Origin of the sequence: Stenotrophomonas pavanii, assembly GCF_900101175.1 — a bacterium.
GTDB classification, from domain to species: domain Bacteria; phylum Pseudomonadota; class Gammaproteobacteria; order Xanthomonadales; family Xanthomonadaceae; genus Stenotrophomonas; species Stenotrophomonas pavanii.
In genome coordinates this window covers 107,731-126,038 of the sequence record NZ_FNFQ01000007.1, presented here as the reverse complement: position 1 = coordinate 126,038, position 18,308 = coordinate 107,731, and the positions used below count along the sequence as shown (strand labels likewise).

Here is an 18,308-nt window from a genome sequence, read left to right as displayed (position 1 = left end):
TACGAGACTGCGATCATGACACGTCCCACATCCGTTGCCCTGGGTATCCTGGCCACTGCGCTGCTGCCGGCGCTGGCCTGCGCGCAATCGAGCAACCGTTACGAAGGCAGCACCCTGACCGGCGATTGGGGCGGCACCCGCACCGACCTGTTCGAGCGTGGCGTCGCCTTCCGCGGCGACTACGTGGGCGAAGCCATGGGCGTGGTCGATGGCGGCTATGGCGAAACCGGCGCGCGCTACGCGCAGCAGGTGCGCGTGGGCATGGACCTGGACATGGGCCGGTTGGCCGGCTGGAGCGGTGGGGCGTTCCACTTCACCCTCAACGACCGTCGCGGCCGCAGTACGTCGGCCGACCTCGTCGGCAACCGCTTCCCGATCCAGGAAGCCTACGGTGGCCAGTACACGCGGCTGACCGAACTGAGCTACGACCAGACCTTCAACGCCGGCCAGTCGTACTACAAGCTCGGCTACTACGCGATGGGCAACCAGTTCGGCCTGCACAGCCTGCTGACCCATTTCGTCAACGCCGCGTTCTGTGCGCACCCGTTGGCGATGTCCGGCAACAGTGGCTGGTACAACTACCCGGTGGCGCGCTGGGGCGGAGAGTTTGCCCAGCAGGTCAGCCCGGCAGTGAACGTTCGCGCCGGCTGGTTCCAGGTCAATCCGAACCTGGGCGGCAACATCGAACGCAATGCCTTCCGTCCGTTCGCCTCGGGCACCACCGGTTCGCTGTTCCCGGTCGAAGTGACCTGGACGCCTGCCAAGGGCAGCCGCTACGCCGGCGTCTACAAGTTCGGCGGATACTACGACACCTCGCGCGTGGCCCAGCGTGGGCTGGACACCTCGCCGACCACCGGTCGCCATGGTGCCTACCTCCTGGCCGAGCAGCGCCTTACGCAGGAGTCGGCCGACCCTTCCCGTGGCCTGACCGCGTTCGCGCAGTACATGGTGTCGGACCGGCAGACGGCGCAGATCAAGCGCTGGTATGCGCTGGGCGGCGTCTACCAGGGCATCGGTCGGCGCGCGCAGGACAGCATCGCCCTGGGCTACGTGGGCGCCGACATCAACAACCGGCTGGTCGATGCGCGACGGGCCGCGTTGGCCGACGGTGGCGTGCCCATCGATTCACCGCTGTACCACCTCAGCCAGGCCGAGGAGCTGTTCGAACTGTCCTACAGCATCCAGGTGAATCCGTGGCTGATGATCCGCCCGGACGTGCAGTACATCGTCAACCCGGGCACGTTCAACTACAGCGGTACCGACAACGCCTGGGCCGTGGGCGTCCAGGCCAAGGTGACCTTCTGATGGTCGCGCGCTCCATTCCCGCTTGGGTATCTGCCATGAAGATTCCGTTTGCCTCGGTCGTCCTCGCCGGTGCGCTGTGCGCCGGGTCCGTACCGGCCCTGGCCGCGCCCCCGCCGGCGGTACTGCAGGTGGGTTCGCTGCGCATCGGCGAAGGCAGCCCCCGCACCATCGTGCCGATCACCGGTGCCACCGCAGACCTCGCCCTGCAGCAGGCGGCCGCCATCGCCGCCAGCAAGGCCACCGACATCGCCGAATGGCGCATCGACTACCTGGACATCGCCACCGATGGCCAGGCGCTGGTGGCGCTGGGCAAGCGGATCCAGCAGACGCTGGCGGGCAAGCCGGTCATCGTGACCTTCCGTACCAAGGCCGAGGGCGGCGCAAGGCCGATCAGCGATGCCGACTACGGCGCGCTGTACGCCACGCTGCTGCGTGCAGGCGTGGCCCAGCTGATCGACGTGGAGATGTTCCGCGACCCGACGGTGGTAAAGGCGCTGGTAGCGCAGGCGCACAAGGCCGGGGTGAAGGTGGTGATGTCCAGCCATGACTTCCACGCCACGCCACCGCGCGAGGAGATCGTCGCACGGCTGCTGAAGCAGCAGGCACTGGGTGCGGACGTGCTGAAGATCGCGGTGATGCCGCGCGATGCCGGCGACGTGCTGGCCCTGCTCGACGCCACCTGGCAGGTGCGCCAGCAGAGCGACAGGCCATTGCTGACCATGTCGATGGGCGGCACCGGGGTGGTCTCGCGGCTGGCCGGCGAGACCTTCGGGCAGGCGCTGACCTTCGGCATGATCGGCACCGCCTCGGCGCCTGGCCAGGTCGAGGTTGATCGCCTGCAGGACGTTCTGCAGGTCATCCACGCCTCCAGCCAGGCCGGTCACTGAGACCTTCCCCGCCAGACGTTCCACCGCACCATGCTGTTGCAGGAAACCGCGCCATGAGCCATGCCCCCACCGCTGCACCCTCGCTCATCCTGGAACGGATGAGTCCTTTCCAGTGGACCGCCATCGCCATCTGCGTGCTGCTGAACATGCTCGATGGCTTCGATGTGATGGTCATGGCCTTCACCGCGCCACATGTGTCGGCGGACTGGGCGCTGTCGGGCAAGGTGCTGGGGCTGATGCTCAGTGCCGGACTGGTCGGCATGGCATTGGGATCGTTCCTGTTGGCGCCGCTGGCCGACCGCTGGGGCCGGCGGCCGATGATCATCTGCTGCCTGCTGATCCTGACCAGCGGCATGGCGCTGTCGGCGCTGGCGGCCAATGCGTGGCAGCTGGGCGCGCTGCGCGTGTACACCGGCATCGGCATCGGCGGCATGCTGGCCGGCGTGGGCGTGATCACCGCCGAATACGCCAACGCCAAGTGGCGCAGCACGGCGGTCGCATTGCAGGCCACCGGCTATCCGATCGGGGCCACCGCCGGTGGCCTGCTGGCGGCGTGGATGCTGGAGCACTGGTCCTGGCACAGCGTGTTCCTGATCGGTGCCGCGGCATCGCTGCTGTGCATTCCGCTGGTGCTCACGTGCCTGCCCGAATCGCTGGACTTCCTGGTTGCGCGTCGCCCGCCCAACGCGCTGCCACGGTTGAATGCACTGCGCGCGCGCATGCGCATGCCGGAACTGCCGGCCCTGCCGCCTGCCGCCGTGCGTACGGGGCAGCGGCAGGGCTATGCGGCGCTGTTCGTGGGTGATCTGCGCCGGGTCGCGCTGCTGATCGCACTGGCCTTCTTCCTGCACATGTTCGCATTCTATTTCGTGCTGAGCTGGACCCCGAAACTGCTGGTCTCGGCCGGGGTGTCGGCACAGCAGGGCATCACCGGTGGCGTGCTGCTGAACCTGGGCGGCATCGTCGGCGGCAGCCTGTTCGGCTGGCTCGCTTCGCGCTGGTCGCTGTCGAAGCTGACCGCAGGCGCGCTGCTGCTGGCCATGGTGTCGATGCTGGGCTTCGCTGCCTTCAACACGCGGCTGGGCGTGGCCTTCCCGTTGGCCTTTGTGATTGGCGCGGCGCTGTTCGCGGCGATGGCTGGCCTGTATGCGGCCGCGCCGGTGGTGTTCGCCGCCGACGTGCGGACGACCGGCCTGGGCTGGGCGATCGGCATCGGCCGCGTCGGCGCGATTCTCTCGCCGCTGACCGTAGGCGTGCTGGTCGACCGCCAGTGGCAGCCTGCGGCGCTGTATGTGCTGTGCGCGCTGCCACTGCTGCTCGCGGCCTGGGCGTGCCTGGGCCTGCGCGTAGGCGTGGGACAGAAAAGGCGCTGAACCCCATGCGCTACGCATGTCATGCAATGTGCGATTATCGAATCACATGGCCGAATATCGCATTGACCGGGCGAGGTGACATGGCGACCATGGCCGGGTTGTGTTTTCCCTTCGCAGTGTCCCCGCAGCACGCCGGTGATGGTCGCCGGCCGCGTGGGCAAGGAGCAATGCAGTGATCGACAAGACTCTGGCCAGCGTGGAAGCAGCGGTGGCCGATATCCATGATGGTGCCACGGTGATGATCGGTGGCTTCGGGACCGCCGGCATGCCCGACGCGCTGATCGATGCGTTGATCACACAGGGCGCGCGCGAACTGACGATCATCAACAACAATGCTGGCAACGGCGATACCGGGCTGGCGGCATTGATCAAGCACAAGCGCGTGCGCCGCATCGTCTGCTCGTTCCCGCGCCAGGCGGACTCGCAGCACTTCGACGCCGCTTACCGCGCCGGCGAGATCGAACTGGAACTGGTGCCGCAGGGCAACCTGGCCGCGCGCATCCACGCCGCCGGTTCCGGCCTGGGCGCGATCTTCACCCCCACCGGCTATGGCACCGAGCTGGCCCAGGGCAAGGAGACGCGCGAGATCGATGGCCGCCAGTACGTGCTGGAATACCCGCTGCACGCGGACTTCGCGCTGATCAAGGCTGACCGCGGTGACCGCTGGGGCAACCTGGTGTATCGCAAGACGGCGCGCAACTTCGGCCCGCTGATGGCGATGGCCGCACGCTGCGCCATCGCGCAGGTGCGTGATGTGGTGGCGCTGGGCGAACTGGACCCGGAGGCGGTGGCGACCCCCGGCATCTTCGTGCAGCGCGTGGTGCAGGTTGCAGCCGAAGGAGTGCAGGCATGAACAGGCTCAGCCGCGAACAGATGGCCGCGCGCGTGGCGCGTGACATTCCCGAAGGTGCCTACGTCAACCTGGGCATCGGCCTGCCGACCACGGTGGCCAACTTCCTGCCGGCCGACAAGGAGATCTTCCTGCAGTCGGAGAATGGCCTGCTGGGCATGGGGCCGGCGCCGGCCCCGGGCCACGAAGATCCGGACCTGATCAACGCCGGCAAGCAGCCGGTCACCCTGCTGACCGGCGGCTGCTATTTCCACCATGCCGACTCGTTCGCGATGATGCGCGGTGGTCACCTGGACATCTGCGTCCTCGGTGCTTTCCAGGTGTCGGCACACGGCGATCTGGCCAACTGGAGTACCGGTGCTGCCGACGCGATCCCCGCCGTGGGCGGTGCCATGGACCTGGCCATCGGCGCCAAGCAGGTCTTCGTGATGATGGATCTGTTCACCAAGCACGGTGAAAGCAAGCTGGTGTCCGAATGCAGTTACCCGCTGACCGGGCTGCGCTGCGTGTCGCGGGTGTATACCGATGTGGCGGTGTTCGACCTCGGTGCCGATGGCGCGACCGTGCTGGAAATGGTGGACGGCATGGACATCGAACAGCTGCGTGAACTGACTGGCCTGCCGCTGGCACTGCCCGAGGGAGCCTGAGATGAGCCTGCACGAGACCTACATCGTTGATGGCATCCGCACCCCGATCGGTCGTTACGGCGGCGCGCTGTCCGGCGTGCGTGCCGACGACCTCGCGGCGATGGCGCTGAAGGCACTGCTGGCACGCCATCCGCAGCTGGACCCGGCGCTGGTCGAGGATGTCTACCTGGGCTGCGCCAACCAGGCCGGTGAAGACAATCGCAACGTCGCCCGCATGAGCCTGCTGCTGGCCGGCCTGCCGGTGACGGTACCGGGCAGCACGGTCAACCGGCTGTGCGGTTCGGGGCTGGATGCGATCGGCACCGTGGCCCGTGGCATCGCCGCAGGCGAACTCGGCCTGGCCATCGCTGGCGGTGTCGAATCAATGTCGCGCGCGCCGTTCGTGATGGGCAAGGCGACCTCCCCATTCGCCCGTGACCAGCAGATGGAAGACACCACCATGGGCTGGCGTTTCATCAATCCGCGCCTGCGCGAACTGCATGGCGTGGAGACGATGGGCCAGACCGCCGAGAACGTGGCCGAGCGGCAGGGCATCAGCCGCGAGGACCAGGATGCGTTCGCCCTGCGGAGCCAGCAGCGGACAGCGGCCGCGCAGGCGCGTGGCTTCTTCGACGGCGAGATCGTGGCGGTGGACGTGCCGGGGCGCAAGCGCGGCGAAACCGTGACCGTCGACCGCGATGAGCACCCGCGCGGCGATACCACGATGGAAGCGCTGGCCAGGCTGAAACCGCTGTTCCGTCAGCCGGGCACGGTCACCGCCGGCAACGCTTCGGGCATCAACGACGGCGCCGCCGCACTGCTGCTGGCGTCCGGTGCGCAGGTGAAGGCGCTGGGCCTGTCCCCGCGCGCACGCGTCCTCGGCTTTGCCAGCGCCGGCGTGGAGCCGGCCATCATGGGCATGGGCCCGGTGCCGGCCAGCCGCAAGCTGATGGCCCGCCTGGGCCTGTCCATCACCGATTTCGATGCCATCGAACTGAACGAAGCATTTGCCTCGCAGGGCCTTGCCTGCATGCGCGAGCTGGGCCTGCCCGATGATGCCGCGCACGTGAACCCCAATGGCGGTGCCATCGCCCTGGGTCATCCACTGGGCATGAGCGGTGCGCGCCTGGCGCTGACCCTGCTGCGCCAGCTGGAATCCAGCGGTGGACGGCGCGGCCTGGCCACGATGTGCATTGGCGTGGGGCAGGGCGTGGCCCTGGCCCTTGAACGCGTGTGAGTCACCCCGCGACCCCGTAATCTGCACGACAGCTGCGGCCTGCGGGCCGCTCGCCAACAGGAGCACGCCATGAGCGATCCCACCGAACTGCGCGGCTACCGCAAGCCGTATCCCGGCAGCCAGCCGCCGCGCATCCATCTGCCCTATGCCTCCACTGCGCTGCGCGGGCCGGGCACCGACCCAATCGCCATCCCGGTGACGCTCTCGGAAGTGACCGGCCCGCGCCTGGACCGGATCACCCTCGGGGCGCATGCCGCCGACCTGACCGCAGGCTTCGCCGGGCAGCCCCAGGGCGAACGCATCATCGTCAGTGGCCGCGTGCTGGACGAGAATGGCCGTCCAGTGCGCAATACCGTGGTCGAGGTGTGGCAGTGCAACGCCGCCGGCCGCTACCTGCACAAGGGCGACCAGCACGACGCGCCGCTGGACCCGAACTTCAAGGGCACCGGCCAGGTCCTGACCGACAGCGAAGGCCGCTACCGGTTCACCACCATCAAGCCCGGTGCGTACCCGTGGCGCAACCACTACAACGCCTGGCGGCCGGCGCACATCCATTTCTCACTGCATGGCGATGGCATCGGCCAGCGCCTGGTCACGCAGATGTATTTCCCCAACGACCCGTTGCTCGCGTTCGATCCGATCTACAACTGCGTGGACGATGCCAATGCGCGCGAGCGCATGGTGTCCTCGTTCGATTGGGAAAACACCGCCAACGAATTCGCGCTGGGCTACCGCTTCGACATCGTGTTGCGCGGTCGCAAGATGACCGTCTGGGAGTAAGACCATGAGTTTCCAATCCACTCCGTGGCAGACCGTGGGCCCATACTACCGCCTGGGCCTGGAGCCGCTGTACCGCACCGACATCGCCCCGGCTGCCGCGCGCGGTGAGCGCGTGGAAGTGCAGGGCCAGGTGTTCGATGGCAATGGCGTGCCCGTGTCCGATGCAGTACTGGAAATCTGGCAGGCGGATGCGCAGGGCATCTATGCCCATGCCGAGGACCCGCGTAGTGACGACCACGACCCGGCGTTCGATGGCTGGGGCCGGGTGCCCACCGACGAGCAGGGTCGCTTCGCCTTCAGTACCGTCAAGCCGGGGCGCGTGCCGGGCCTGCGCGGCGCGCCGCAGGCGCCGCATCTGATCGTGCTGGTGTTCATGCGCGGCCTGCTGCAGGCCGCCCGTGGCCGTATCTACTTCAGTGACGAGACCAGCAACGGCGAGGACGGCATCCTGGCGCTGGTACCTGCAGAGCGCCGCCACACCCTGGTCGCGCAGGCGCAGGGCAGCGGCCTGTACCGCTGGGACGTGCACATGCAGGGCCCGCACGAGACGGTGTTCTTTTCCTATTGATCACGGCGCCCTCGACGCGCCTTCCGGCCACTCCACGCCCGCGTTCGGCGGGCGCGGGTAAGCTGTGGCCACCCATGATGGACTGCACCGATGAGTCACTCCCCAACGCTGCTGGGCGGTCTGTTCGGCGACCCCGCCGTCGACGCTGCGTTCACCGACGAGGCGCGCCTGCAGGCGATGCTGGATGTTGAACGCGCGCTGGCCCGTGCGCAGGTGCAATGCGGGGTGATTCCCGCTGCGGCGCTCGCCCCGATCGAAGCAGCCTGCAGCGCGGACCTGTACCCGCTGCCGGCGCTGTCGGCAGCGACGGCCCTGGCCGGCAACCCGGCCATTCCCCTGGTGAAGGCGCTCACCGCGCAGGTCGCGGCGCGCGACGCCGAAGCCGCGCGCTGGGTGCACTGGGGCGCCACCAGCCAGGACATCATCGATACCGGCGCGATGCTGCAGCTGCGCGCGGCCGTCGGCCACGTGCGGGCGCGCCTGCAGGTCCTGTGCACCGCGCTGGCGCGGCTGGCCCAGGCCGAGCGCGGTACCGGTCTGCCCGGGCGTACGCTGCTGCAGCAGGCAGTGCCGGTGACGTTCGGGCTGAAGGCGGCGGGTTGGCTGGATGCCCTGCAACGCAGCCAGCGTCGCCTGGAGGGACTTGCCGACGATACCCTGGTGCTGCAGTTCGGCGGTGCAGCCGGCACGCTGGCCTCGCTGCAATCACGAGGACTGGACGTGGGCGAAGCGCTGGCCGATGAGCTGCAGTTGCCGCTGCCGGCGCTGCCCTGGCACACCTCGCGCGATCGCCTGGCCGAGCTCGGCAGCGTGTTCGCGCTGCTGGCCGGCAGCCTCGGCAAGATCGCTACCGACATCGTGCTGCTGATGCAGTCCGAGGTGGCCGAAGCGTTTGAGCCGGCGGGCGAGGGCAAGGGCGGATCGTCGGCGATGCCGCACAAGCGCAATCCTGTCGGCTGCGTGGCGGCCATCGCCGCCGCCACGCGCGTGCCGGGCCTGCTGTCCACGCTGTTCAGCGCGATGCCACAGCCGCACGAGCGCGCGGCGGGGCAATGGCACGCGGAGTGGGACACCGTGCCGGAAATCGTGCGGCTGTGTGCCGGCAGCCTGGCCCAGGTGTCCGTGGTGATACAGGGCCTGCAGCTGGACCGCGCGCGCATGCGCCAGCACCTGGACAGCCATGGTGGCCTGCTCTATGCCGAGGCGGTGGCGGTCACCCTGGGCGAGCGCATCGGCAAGCAGGCCGCGCACGCCCTGGTGGAACGCGCGGCCAAGCAGGCGCTGGCACAATCGCAGCATCTGCGCGAGGTGCTGGGGCAGATGCCGGACGTGTCCGCGCAGCTGTCTGCTGCGCAACTGGATGCCCTGTTCGCTGCCGACAGCTGGCGTGGCATGGCCGATACCTGGATCGACCGCGTGCTCGCGCGCGGCTGACCGTCACGTTGACCGCTGGAGCACGCATGCCCTTCCTCGATCTCCCCCAGCATCGCCTGCACTACCGGACCGAAGGCCGAGCCGACGGGCCATGGCTGACGTTCTGCAATTCGCTGGGCACCGACCTGGGCATGTGGCAGCCGCAGGTCGAGGCATTGGCCGCCCACTACCGCATCCTGCGCTACGACCGCCGCGGCCACGGCCAGTCCAGTGCACCGCCGGGCCTGTACACGGTGGCCGAACTGGGCGCGGACGTGCTGGCCCTGTGGGATCACCTGGGCATCGAGCGCAGTCACTTCTGCGGGCTGTCGATCGGTGGCCTGACCGGGCAGTGGCTGGGCGTGCACGCCGGTAACCGGCTGCGCACGCTCACCGTGGCGGCCACCGCGGCGAAGATCGGCACGCTGGAGGGCTGGCAGGCCCGTATCGCCCAGGTCCAGCACGATGGACTGCTGCCGCTGGTCGATGGCACCCGCGAGCGTTGGTTCACGGCTGCCTTTGCACAGACCCACGCCAGCCAGGTTGAAGACATTCTGCAGCGCTTCCTCGCTACCCGCGTCGCCGGCTATGTGGGCTGCTGCAACGCGGTCGGCACGGCCGACTTCCGGGAGGCGCTGGGGCGCATCAGCGTGCCGCTGCTGGCCATTGCCGGCGACGAGGATCCGGTGTGCGTCCCCGCCGAGCTGCAGGCGATCGCCCACGGCGTGGCCCATGGCCACTATGCGCAGGTGCCTGGCCGCCACCTCTGCAACGTGGAATCGCCGCGGGCCTTCACCGATGCACTGGCCGCGCATCTTTCCGTGCAGCACTGACCTTCGCTCAACAGGTAGACCCCGATGGACGAACAGGAACGTTACGAAGCTGGCCTTGCGGTACGCCGCCAGGTGCTGGGCGAGGCCCATGTGGAGCGCTCGCTGGAAGCCCGCACCGACTTCACCGCCGAATTCCAGGAATTCATCACCCGCACCGCATGGGGCACGGTATGGACGCGCGAGGGCCTGCCGCGGCACACGCGCTCGTTGCTGACCATCGTGATGATGGTGGCGCTGGGCCATGACGAGGAGTTCAAGCTGCACATCCGCGCGGCCCGCAACAACGGCGTGACGCCGGAGCAGATCAAGGAAGCGCTGCTGCAGGCTGCGATCTACTGCGGTGTGCCTGCGGCCAACCACGCCTTCGCGCTGGCCAGGCCGATCCTGGAAGAGCAGGCTTCGGAACGGTAGTGCCGGCCGCTGGCCGGCAACCTCCTGCACATCGGCAAGGGCGGCCGCTGGCCGGCACTACCAGATTCAGTGCAGTTCAATTCAACAGCGTACCGAGGCGTTGCGCGGCTTCGCGCAGGCGGGGCAGCAGCTGGGTCTGCATCACGCCCAGGCCAATGCGGCCGGCCTGGGTGCCGATGTTCAGCGCGGCGACCACTTCGCCGCTGCGCGAACGCACCGGTACCGCGATCGAGCGCAGGCCGATCTCCAGTTCCTGGTCGACCAGCGAAACGCCTTCGCGTCGCACCTTCTCCAGCAGGTCGAGGAAGTCCTCCATGCGCGTGACCGTGCGTTCGGTGCGCGGCCGCAAGGGAGTGCGCTCCAGGTAGCCTTCGAGCGTGTCGCGCGGCAGTGCGGCCAGCAGCACCCGGCCCATCGAAGTGCAATACGCGGGCAGGCGGCTGCCCGCACGCAGGCCGATGGACATGATGCGCACCGTCTCCGCGCGGGCGACATAGAGGATGTCATCGCCATCGAGCACGCCCAGCGAGCACGATTCGTGCACGTCATCGCGCAGCGCATCGAGTACCGGCTGCGCCGCAGCGGTCATCGAGGACGACGCAACGTAGGCGCCCCCCATGCCCAGCACACGCGGCAGCAGCACATAGCCACGTCCCTGCTCACCCACATAGCCGAGCTTTTCCAGCGTGTACAGGACGCGTCGCACCGCTGCGCGCGAGATGCCGGTGTCACTGCTGATCTGCGACATGGTGACTTCGCGCGGATGCTGCGAGAAAACGCTCAGCACGGCCAGGCCGCGGCCGAGCGAGGTCATGAAATCCGGGTCCCCCTGGTTTTCCTGGATCTGCTGCATCAGCTCATGGGCCAGGCCGCGATCCCGCGGTGGCGCAGGGGGGCGCTTGGTGCTACGGCTGGGAGGAACGGCAGGCATGGCAGCAGCTTTCATCAGGTTCGACCTTGAATGGTAAGCGCTCGAACCCGCAACCGGTACCCACGGGGCGCGGCCAGGCAGGCCGCGCCCCGTGGCAGGGGCTACGTGCGCTTCGGCAGCGCGTAGGCGATCACGTAGTCGCCACGGTCTGGCGACTGGCGCGCGCCGCCGGCGGAAATCACCACGTACTGGCGGCCCGTCTTCGGCGAGACGTAGGTCATCGGTGTGCCCTGGCTGCCCACAGGCATGCGGGCCTTCCACACTTCTTCCCCGGTTCGGCTGTCGAAGGCGCGCAGGTAGTAGTCCTGGGTGCCGGCGAAGAACAGCAGGCCCGACTGCGTAGCCAGCGACCCGCCCAGCGTCGGCATGCCGATCGGGATCGGCAGGCGCATCTTGATGCCCATCGGCCCGGTGTCCTTCACCGTGCCCACCGGCACCTGCCAGACCAGCTGCCGGGTAGCCAGGTTGATCGCCGACATCGTGCCGAACGGCGGCTTCTGGCAGGGAATGCCCAGCTTGGACAGGAAGCGGTCGCGCAGCGAGCCGTACGGCGTACCGGTCTGCGAGGCCGCGCCCATTTCCACGCCGCCGGCACCGCTGGTCATCTGCGCGCGGGGGATCAGTCGGGTCCACAGGCCCAGGCGCATGTCGTTGACGAACAGGTAGCCCGTGGTCGGGTCGACCGAAGCGCTGCCCCAGTTCATGCCTCCCAGCGAGCCCGGCCACTGCAGCGCCAGATCCTCGCCCGGCGGCGTGTACATGCCGTCGTAGCGGAACTGCTTGAACTGGATGCGGCACAGCATCTGGTCGATCGGGGTAGCCCCCCACATGTCCGACTCGGTCAGCGTTTCGGCGCCGATCTGCGGCAGGCCAACCGACAGCGGCTGGGTGGCGGCGTAGCGCTCGCCTTCGGCGTTGCCCTGCGGCGCCGGAATGTCGCGTACTTCGCTGATCGGTACGCCCGTCTGCCGGTTGAGCATGAAGATCTGGCCCGCCTTGGTGACCTGCAGCAGTGCCGGCAACGTGCCGCCCTTGCCGTCGGGCACGTCGACCAGGGTCGGCTGTGCGGGCAGATCGTAGTCCCACAGGTCGTGGTGGACGGTCTGATAGACCCAGCGCTCCTTGCCGGTGGCCACGTCCAGCGCGACCACGGCCGAGCTGTACTTGTCATCCTGCGGCGTGCGCTCGCCCGCCCACTGGTCCGGGGTGGTATTGCCGGTGGGCAGGTAGACCAGGCCCAGTTGCGGGTCGTAGGCCATCGAGGTCCATACGTTGGGCGTGGCGCGCGTGTAGTGGATGGACGGATCCAGCGGCACGTCCGGGGTTTCCCGCGACAGATCCCAGACCCAGGCCAGCGCGCCGCTGCGCACGTTGTAGGCACGCACCACACCGGACGGCTCGCCCACTTCAATGTTGTCAGCCACCCGGCCGCCGACCACGATCAGCTCGCCGGCGACCAGCGGCGCAGCGGTCAATGTGTAGAAGCCCGGCTTGATCTCGCCCATGCCGGTCTTCAGGTCAACCACGCCGTTGCTGCCGAAGTCCGGGCACAGCGCACCGGTCTTCGCATCCAGCGCGAACAGGCGCGCATCGATGGAGGTCATCAGGATGCGCTGTTCGCACAGCGCCGCGCCGGTGCCGGTCGTGGCGGGGGCCGGCAGCGGTGCCGGGGTCGCGGCAACGGCTGGCGCGGTGGTCGCATCGAAATAGCCCAGGCCGCGGCAGCGCTGCCAGTTCGGTGCAGTGGCCTTGGGGTCGAAGGCCCAGCGCTGCTTGCCGGAGTCGGCATCGATGGCGATCACCTGGTTGTGCGGGGTGCACAGGTACAGGGTGTCGCCGATCTGCAGCGGGGTGTTCTGGTCTTCGGCGCCGAAGCCGTTGCTTTCCGGCACGTCACCGGTGCGCGCGGTCCAGGCGACCTGCAGCTCCTTCACATTGGCCGGGGTGATCTGGTCCAGCGCGGCAAAGCGGGTACCTGCCGTGGTGTTGCCCCAGTGCATCCAGTCGCGCTGCTCGGCACCCTTGGCCACCGGTACCACCGGCGGCGTCGCACCCTGCGCAGTCTGCAGCGGTCGGGGTTGGAACGCCGACAGCGCCGTGCCCAGCAGGCCGACGAGCAGCACGGCGGCAACGCCATAGGCGCCGCGGCCGGCCACCTGGCCGCGGCTGCGACGCAGCACCGGCCACGCCAGCGCGACCAGAAGGGCCAGCACCGCCGGCATCACCAGCCGCGATACCAGCGGCCAGAAATTCCAGCCCGCATCGACCAGTGCCCACGGCAGCGTGGCCAGGAAGGCCAGGCCATACAGCAGCGCACCGCTCGGCCGGCGCAGCACCAGCAGCAGGCCGGCCACCGCCGACACCGCGCCCATCAGCAGGAAATACCAACTGCCCCCCAGCTGTACCAGGCGAACCCCGCCGACCAGCAGCGCCAGGCCGAACAGCGTCACCAGGATGCCGAGCAGGACCACCAGCACACGGCACAGGGCCGGAACCTTCGTCGTCTCGTCCACGTTGCATGAACCTCATTGCAGTAACCCGCGCGCAGGCGGGGAAAGGCCCGCGCGCGCAGAGCGTGGCGGGGACCATCGGCATCCCGGGCGGCTGCGGGCCGATGAAGGCGGGCAGGCGTCGGCCTGCTTATGGCGCAGGCTGGGTGAATGACCGGTTAGGGCGATTATCGCACGCGTGTGCGATTTTTGGCGTGACGGCACGTGGCCATTGATGGAACGCATTGGCGCGCAGGTACCGGGAACGGGCAGCGCGCGAGCGAACCGGTTACCCTATGCCGCCATACACGCTGGTAGCTGCAATGACCGACGCCACCATGGCCGTCTCCGCCTGGTCCTCCCGCCTGCGCGACATCGCCGACTTCCCCAAGCCCGGCATCCTGTTCAAGGACATCATGCCGCTGCTCGCCCACGGCGAGGATTTCCGCGGCGCGATCACTGCGATGGCCGATCGCTGGCGCGACCAGAAGCTGGATGCCGTGGTGGGCATCGAATCGCGCGGTTTCATCCTCGGCGCCGCGATGGCGCTGGAACTGGGGGTGGGCTTCGTGCCGGTGCGCAAGCCGGGCAAGCTGCCCGGCCAGGTGCTGCGCGAGGAATACACGCTCGAATACCGCAGCGACTGCATCGAGGTGCATGCCGATGCGCTGCCGGCCGGCGCGCGCGTGGCGATCATCGACGATGTGCTGGCCACCGGCGGTACGCTGGTCGCCGCACTGTCGCTGGTGCGCCGCCTGGGTGTGGATGTGGTCGGTGCCGGCGTGCTGGTCGAGCTGGACGGCCTGGGTGGCCGCGCGCGCTGGGAAGCGGGCCTGCCGCTGCACACCGAACTGGTGTTCTGATCAGGGGCTGGGTGCCAACCGGGGTTGGCATCCACCCTGGCGAATGGCCGGGAGCCGGTCGTTGCCAACCGTGGTTGGCAACGCGGCTTCAATCACATCATCCGCACGCGGAAGCGACGGCCCTTGATCTTGCCGGCCTCCAGCCGGGCCACGGCCTTGTTGGCCTGCTCGCGCGCGATCGCCACATAGGAGCGGGTCGGGAAGATCGCGATCTTGCCGATGAACTTGGCTGACAGGCCGGCGTCGCCGGTCAGCGCGCCGAGGATGTCACCCGGGCGCAGCTTGTCGGTCTTGCCACCGTCGATCCGCAGGGTGCGCATCGCGGCCTGCGGCAGTTCGGCCGGGCGCGAGGTCGCCAGCGGCGTCTTCTGCCAGTCCAGCGGCTGCCCCATCTGCGCTTCAATCGCTTCGGCGCGGGTCTTCTCGCGTCCGGCCACCAGGCTGATCGCCAGGCCGCTGGCACCGGCACGGCCGGTACGGCCCACGCGGTGCTGGTAGCTCTCCACGTCGGTCGGCAGTTCGTAGTTGATCACTGCGGCCAGCGCTTCCACGTCCAGGCCGCGTGCGGCCACGTCGCTGGCCACCAGCACGTTGCAGCTGCGGTTGGCCAGCAGCAGCAGCACCTCCTCGCGGTCGCGCTGTTCCATGTCACCGTGCAGGGCCAGTGCGGAGAAGCCGAACTGCTGCAGCGAGTTGGCCACTTCGTCCACGTCCTTGCGGGTGTTGCAGAACACCACCGCCGATTCCGGCGCGTACTTCAGCAGCAGGCCGGCCAGCGCCTTCTGGCGGTGCGCCGGCTCAACCTCGCAGAACAGATGGCGGATGGCGGGGGCCTGGTCGGCGCCTTCCACAGTCACTTCCACCGCCTCGCGCAGCAGGTCACGTGCCATGGCGCGGATGCTGTCGGGGAAGGTGGCGGAGAACAGCAGGCTCTGGCGATCCCTGTGGGTGCGGCCGGCGATCTCGCGGATGGGCTCCTCGAAGCCCATGTCGAGCATGCGGTCGGCCTCGTCCAGCACCAGCGTGCGCACCGCGCCCAGATTCAGCGCGCGCTTGCGCGCCAGTTCCTGCACACGGCCGGGCGTACCGACCACCACGTGCGGGTCGTGGCCCTCCAGCGAGGCCAGCTGCGGGCCCAGCGGCACGCCACCGACCAGCAGCAACAGCTTCAGATTCGGAATGCCGGTGGCCAGCTTGCGGATCTGCTTGCCGACCTGGTCGGCCAGTTCGCGGGTCGGGCACAGGACCAGTGCCTGCACGCGGATCATGCTGGGGTCGATGGCCTGCAGCAGGCCCAGGCCGAAGGCGGCGGTCTTGCCGCTGCCGGTCGGCGCCTGCGCGATTACATCGCGGCCGTCCAGGATGGCCGGCAGGCTCTGCGCCTGCACGGGGGTGAGAGTGGTGTAGCCGAGGGCGTCCAGGCCAGGCTGCAGGGCCGGGCTCAGCGGCAGGGTCGAAAAGTCAGTCATGGCGCATTGTACCTGCCTGCGTGGCCCGTCCCGCCTGATGGGGTGGGGGGCGGCATCCACGCATGGCGTGGATCTCCGGCGCGATGCCGGCCCGGGTCGGCACGCGCCCGCTCAGCCCAGCACCGCCAGCACACCCTGGTGGATCGCCAGGCCACCGAACAGCAGCCAGGCGAACAGGATCAGCGCCAGCAGCAGCGGCTTCAGGCCCGCCTGGCGCAGCGCCGAGACGTGGGTGGTCAGGCCCAGCGCGGCCATCGCCATCGCCAGCAGCACGGTATCCAGCTGCACCAGCCCGGCCTGCAGGCCGGCCGGCAGCAGATGCAGCGAGTTGAGACCGGCCACCGCCACGAAACCGAACGCGAACCACGGCACCACGATGGGCGCTTTGCTGCCGTCGGCGCTGGCCTTGCCGCCACGCGCCAGCCACAGCGACAGCGCGACCAGGAACGGCGCCAGCAGCATCACCCGCACCATCTTGGTGATCACCGCGGTGTCGGCCGCTGCTTCGTTGACCGCGCGGCCCGCCGCCACCACCTGTGCCACTTCATGCACCGTCGCGCCGGTGAACAGGCCGTACTGCCGTGCGTCCATCGTCAGCCAGCCGTGCGACTGCACCAGCGCATACAGCGCCGGGTACAGGAACATTGCCAGCGTGCCGAACACCACCACCGTCGACACCGCCACCGTGACCTGCGCCGCGCGGCCGCGCACCACCGGCTCGGCGGCCATTACCGCCGCCGCGCCGCAGATCGCGCTGCCGGCGCCGATCAGCATCGCCGCTTCGCGTTCCATCCTGAACACACGCATGCCGAGCCAGCAGGCCAGCCCGAAGGTGCTGGCGACCACCAGCACGTCCATCAGCACACCGCCAAAGCCAACGTGGCCGATGTCCTGGAAGGTCAGGCGCAGGCCGTACAGCACGATGCCGGCGCGCAGCAGCCAGTGCTTGGAGAAGCCGACACCGGCCGCGCTGCCCGGTGCCAACCGCGGGTAGACGGTGTTGCCGACCACGATGCCGGCGACGATGGCCACGGTCAGCGCGCTCAGGCCATGCGCCTGGAGCCAGGGAAGCTCGGCCAGGTACAGCGACGCCGCCGCGATCAGGCCCACCAGCAGCAGGCCGGGCAGGCGCGGCTGCCAGCGTTGGCGCAGGGCGGGCAGGGACCAGGAGGAGAGAGCGGGGGCGTTCATGGCAGGGCAGGGCTGGAGTGATGGGGCAAGCGTGCGCCCGAGCCGTTGACCTGTAAAACGAATAATATGGGTGAAATCTACCTGTCCAGAAGGTAAGTGCCATGCGCCTGACGTTGCGCCAGCTCCAAGTCTTCGTCGCCATCGCCGATCACGGCAGTACCACGGCTGCGGGCCAGGCCATCGCGCTCTCGCAATCGGCCAGCAGTGCCGCCCTGCAGGAACTGGAGGCGCATTTCGGTACTCCGCTGTTTGACCGCATCGGTCGTCGCCTGGCCCTGAACGGGCATGGCCGCGCACTGCTGGAGCCGGCGCGCAGCCTGCTGGTCAATGCCGCCGACCTGGAGCGGCAGCTGGCCGCCGGTGGCGACCCGTCGCAGGGGGCACCGCTGCGGCTGGTACTGGCCGCCAGCACCACCATCGGCAATTACCTGCTGCCGCCGCGCATCGCCGAGCTGCTGCGGCATGCCCCGCAGGCCGAGGTCGACCTTCGCATCGACAACAGTGCCGGGGTGGTCGCCGCCGTGCAGCGCCTGGATGTGGACGCGGGCCTGATCGAAGGCCCCTGCCACGAGCGTGGCCTGCAGGTGACGGCCTGGCAGCAGGACCCGCTGGTGATCGTGGCCGCCGCCGATGCCCGCGCACGCTGGTCGCTGGATGAACTGCGCCGCGCACGCTGGCTGTTGCGCGAACCGGGTTCCGGCACCCGCGAAGCGGTCGAACAGGCGTTGCTGCCGCACCTGCGCGGCTTCGCGCAGACCCTGCAGCTGGGCAACACCGAAGCGATCAAGCAGGCCGCCATCGCCGGCCTCGGCCTGGCCTGTCTCTCGCGCCATGCGCTGGAAGAGCCGCTGGCCCTCGGCCGCCTGCGCGTACTCGAGACTCCGCTGCCGCCCCTGCAGCGCACGCTCTGGCTGGTACGCCACCCGGGCAAGCACTGGCTGCCGGGGTTGCAGGCGTTGCTGGGGGAGGTGGGGTAGCCGGGATCGCTCTTACACTGCGCGCATTCCACGACGGGGTCAGAGCCCGTTGCCGACCAACGGGATCCGACCCCCGCCGTCCCACAGCAAACCAGCGTTTGACGG

General features: G+C 69.0%; 17 protein-coding genes. 13 read left to right on the top strand and 4 right to left on the bottom strand.

Annotated features, from left to right (window positions below; translation table 11 throughout):
• Window positions 1–15: 15 nt before the first annotated feature.
• The 11 genes from BLS66_RS13255 to pcaC all read left to right on the top strand — a co-directional run bounded on the left by BLS66_RS13255 (window position 16) and on the right by pcaC (window position 10,283).
• Entirely contained in the window at window positions 16–1,305 is a 1,290-nt protein-coding gene (locus BLS66_RS13255) for a carbohydrate porin (RefSeq protein ID WP_074726054.1), read from the top strand.
• Window positions 1,306–1,340: 35 nt separating this feature from the next.
• Window positions 1,341–2,192: a type I 3-dehydroquinate dehydratase gene (gene aroD, locus BLS66_RS13250; RefSeq protein WP_231353059.1), complete on the top strand. Its 852-nt coding sequence runs from the start codon at window positions 1,341–1,343 to the stop codon at window positions 2,190–2,192.
• Window positions 2,193–2,245: 53 nt separating this feature from the next.
• Window positions 2,246–3,565 (top strand): MFS transporter, encoded by a 1,320-nt coding sequence (locus BLS66_RS13245; protein ID WP_074726052.1) that lies wholly within the window; start codon window positions 2,246–2,248, stop codon window positions 3,563–3,565.
• Window positions 3,566–3,737: 172 nt separating this feature from the next.
• A complete protein-coding gene (locus BLS66_RS13240; protein ID WP_074726051.1) occupies window positions 3,738–4,418 on the top strand; it encodes a 3-oxoacid CoA-transferase subunit A in 681 nt (226 codons plus the stop codon).
• Window positions 4,415–5,062, top strand: coding sequence for a 3-oxoacid CoA-transferase subunit B (locus BLS66_RS13235; RefSeq protein WP_074726050.1), 648 nt, complete (start codon window positions 4,415–4,417; stop codon window positions 5,060–5,062). Before BLS66_RS13240 ends, BLS66_RS13235 begins: the two co-directional genes overlap by 4 nt.
• A 1-nt stretch (window position 5,063) precedes the next feature.
• Window positions 5,064–6,278 (top strand): 3-oxoadipyl-CoA thiolase, encoded by a 1,215-nt coding sequence (gene pcaF, locus BLS66_RS13230; RefSeq protein ID WP_414608186.1) that lies wholly within the window; start codon window positions 5,064–5,066, stop codon window positions 6,276–6,278.
• Between the two features lie 69 nt (window positions 6,279–6,347).
• Window positions 6,348–7,058 (top strand): protocatechuate 3,4-dioxygenase subunit beta, encoded by a 711-nt coding sequence (gene pcaH, locus BLS66_RS13225; RefSeq protein WP_049464439.1) that lies wholly within the window; start codon window positions 6,348–6,350, stop codon window positions 7,056–7,058.
• A gap of 4 nt (window positions 7,059–7,062) precedes the next feature.
• A complete protein-coding gene (gene pcaG, locus BLS66_RS13220) occupies window positions 7,063–7,626 on the top strand; it encodes a protocatechuate 3,4-dioxygenase subunit alpha (protein ID WP_074726049.1) in 564 nt (187 codons plus the stop codon).
• Window positions 7,627–7,716: 90 nt separating this feature from the next.
• On the top strand, window positions 7,717–9,060 hold the full coding sequence (locus BLS66_RS13215; protein ID WP_074726048.1) for a 3-carboxy-cis,cis-muconate cycloisomerase: 1,344 nt from the start codon (window positions 7,717–7,719) through the stop codon (window positions 9,058–9,060).
• 26 nt (window positions 9,061–9,086) lie between these two features.
• Complete coding sequence (pcaD, locus tag BLS66_RS13210) at window positions 9,087–9,872, top strand: 3-oxoadipate enol-lactonase (RefSeq protein ID WP_053463258.1); 786 nt, start codon at window positions 9,087–9,089, stop codon at window positions 9,870–9,872.
• Window positions 9,873–9,896: 24 nt separating this feature from the next.
• Window positions 9,897–10,283 (top strand): 4-carboxymuconolactone decarboxylase, encoded by a 387-nt coding sequence (gene pcaC, locus BLS66_RS13205; protein WP_049464447.1) that lies wholly within the window; start codon window positions 9,897–9,899, stop codon window positions 10,281–10,283.
• A 76-nt stretch (window positions 10,284–10,359) separates the two neighbouring features.
• Here the strand turns inward: pcaC and BLS66_RS13200 are convergent, their stop codons facing one another.
• Window positions 10,360–11,214 carry an IclR family transcriptional regulator domain-containing protein gene (locus BLS66_RS13200; protein ID WP_049464448.1) on the bottom strand — a complete coding sequence of 285 codons (855 nt, stop codon included), beginning with the start codon at window positions 11,212–11,214 and terminating at the stop codon, window positions 10,360–10,362.
• A 101-nt stretch (window positions 11,215–11,315) separates the two neighbouring features.
• Complete coding sequence (locus BLS66_RS13195) at window positions 11,316–13,727, bottom strand: membrane-bound PQQ-dependent dehydrogenase, glucose/quinate/shikimate family (protein WP_074726047.1); 2,412 nt, start codon at window positions 13,725–13,727, stop codon at window positions 11,316–11,318.
• A 299-nt stretch (window positions 13,728–14,026) separates the two neighbouring features.
• On the opposite strand from BLS66_RS13195, the gene BLS66_RS13190 reads away from it, so the two are divergent.
• Complete coding sequence (locus tag BLS66_RS13190) at window positions 14,027–14,566, top strand: adenine phosphoribosyltransferase (protein WP_049464452.1); 540 nt, start codon at window positions 14,027–14,029, stop codon at window positions 14,564–14,566.
• 92 nt (window positions 14,567–14,658) lie between these two features.
• Here the strand turns inward: BLS66_RS13190 and dbpA are convergent, their stop codons facing one another.
• Window positions 14,659–16,035: an ATP-dependent RNA helicase DbpA gene (dbpA, locus tag BLS66_RS13185; RefSeq protein ID WP_074726046.1), complete on the bottom strand. Its 1,377-nt coding sequence runs from the start codon at window positions 16,033–16,035 to the stop codon at window positions 14,659–14,661.
• 111 nt (window positions 16,036–16,146) lie between these two features.
• Window positions 16,147–17,226 carry a YeiH family protein gene (locus BLS66_RS13180; protein WP_074726045.1) on the bottom strand — a complete coding sequence of 360 codons (1,080 nt, stop codon included), beginning with the start codon at window positions 17,224–17,226 and terminating at the stop codon, window positions 16,147–16,149.
• Window positions 17,227–17,327: 101 nt separating this feature from the next.
• On the opposite strand from BLS66_RS13180, the gene BLS66_RS13175 reads away from it, so the two are divergent.
• Window positions 17,328–18,203, top strand: coding sequence for a LysR family transcriptional regulator (locus BLS66_RS13175; protein WP_049464458.1), 876 nt, complete (start codon window positions 17,328–17,330; stop codon window positions 18,201–18,203).
• Window positions 18,204–18,308: the final 105 nt, after the last annotated feature.

What these genes read in the sequence shown, in the direction of transcription:
- BLS66_RS13255 (WP_074726054.1), top strand. Translation starts at nt 16, where the DNA reads ATGACACGTCCCACATCCGTTGCCCTGGGTATCCTGGCCACTGCGCTG.
- aroD (WP_231353059.1), top strand. Translation starts at nt 1,341, where the DNA reads ATGAAGATTCCGTTTGCCTCGGTCGTCCTCGCCGGTGCGCTGTGCGCC.
- BLS66_RS13245 (WP_074726052.1), top strand. Translation starts at nt 2,246, where the DNA reads ATGAGCCATGCCCCCACCGCTGCACCCTCGCTCATCCTGGAACGGATG.
- BLS66_RS13235 (WP_074726050.1), top strand. Translation starts at nt 4,415, where the DNA reads ATGAACAGGCTCAGCCGCGAACAGATGGCCGCGCGCGTGGCGCGTGAC.
- pcaF (WP_414608186.1), top strand. Translation starts at nt 5,064, where the DNA reads ATGAGCCTGCACGAGACCTACATCGTTGATGGCATCCGCACCCCGATC.
- pcaH (WP_049464439.1), top strand. Translation starts at nt 6,348, where the DNA reads ATGAGCGATCCCACCGAACTGCGCGGCTACCGCAAGCCGTATCCCGGC.
- pcaG (WP_074726049.1), top strand. Translation starts at nt 7,063, where the DNA reads ATGAGTTTCCAATCCACTCCGTGGCAGACCGTGGGCCCATACTACCGC.
- BLS66_RS13215 (WP_074726048.1), top strand. Translation starts at nt 7,717, where the DNA reads ATGAGTCACTCCCCAACGCTGCTGGGCGGTCTGTTCGGCGACCCCGCC.
- pcaD (WP_053463258.1), top strand. Translation starts at nt 9,087, where the DNA reads ATGCCCTTCCTCGATCTCCCCCAGCATCGCCTGCACTACCGGACCGAA.
- pcaC (WP_049464447.1), top strand. Translation starts at nt 9,897, where the DNA reads ATGGACGAACAGGAACGTTACGAAGCTGGCCTTGCGGTACGCCGCCAG.
- BLS66_RS13200 (WP_049464448.1), bottom strand. Translation starts at nt 11,214, where the DNA reads ATGCCTGCCGTTCCTCCCAGCCGTAGCACCAAGCGCCCCCCTGCGCCA.
- BLS66_RS13190 (WP_049464452.1), top strand. Translation starts at nt 14,027, where the DNA reads ATGACCGACGCCACCATGGCCGTCTCCGCCTGGTCCTCCCGCCTGCGC.
- dbpA (WP_074726046.1), bottom strand. Translation starts at nt 16,035, where the DNA reads ATGACTGACTTTTCGACCCTGCCGCTGAGCCCGGCCCTGCAGCCTGGC.
- BLS66_RS13180 (WP_074726045.1), bottom strand. Translation starts at nt 17,226, where the DNA reads ATGAACGCCCCCGCTCTCTCCTCCTGGTCCCTGCCCGCCCTGCGCCAA.
- BLS66_RS13175 (WP_049464458.1), top strand. Translation starts at nt 17,328, where the DNA reads ATGCGCCTGACGTTGCGCCAGCTCCAAGTCTTCGTCGCCATCGCCGAT.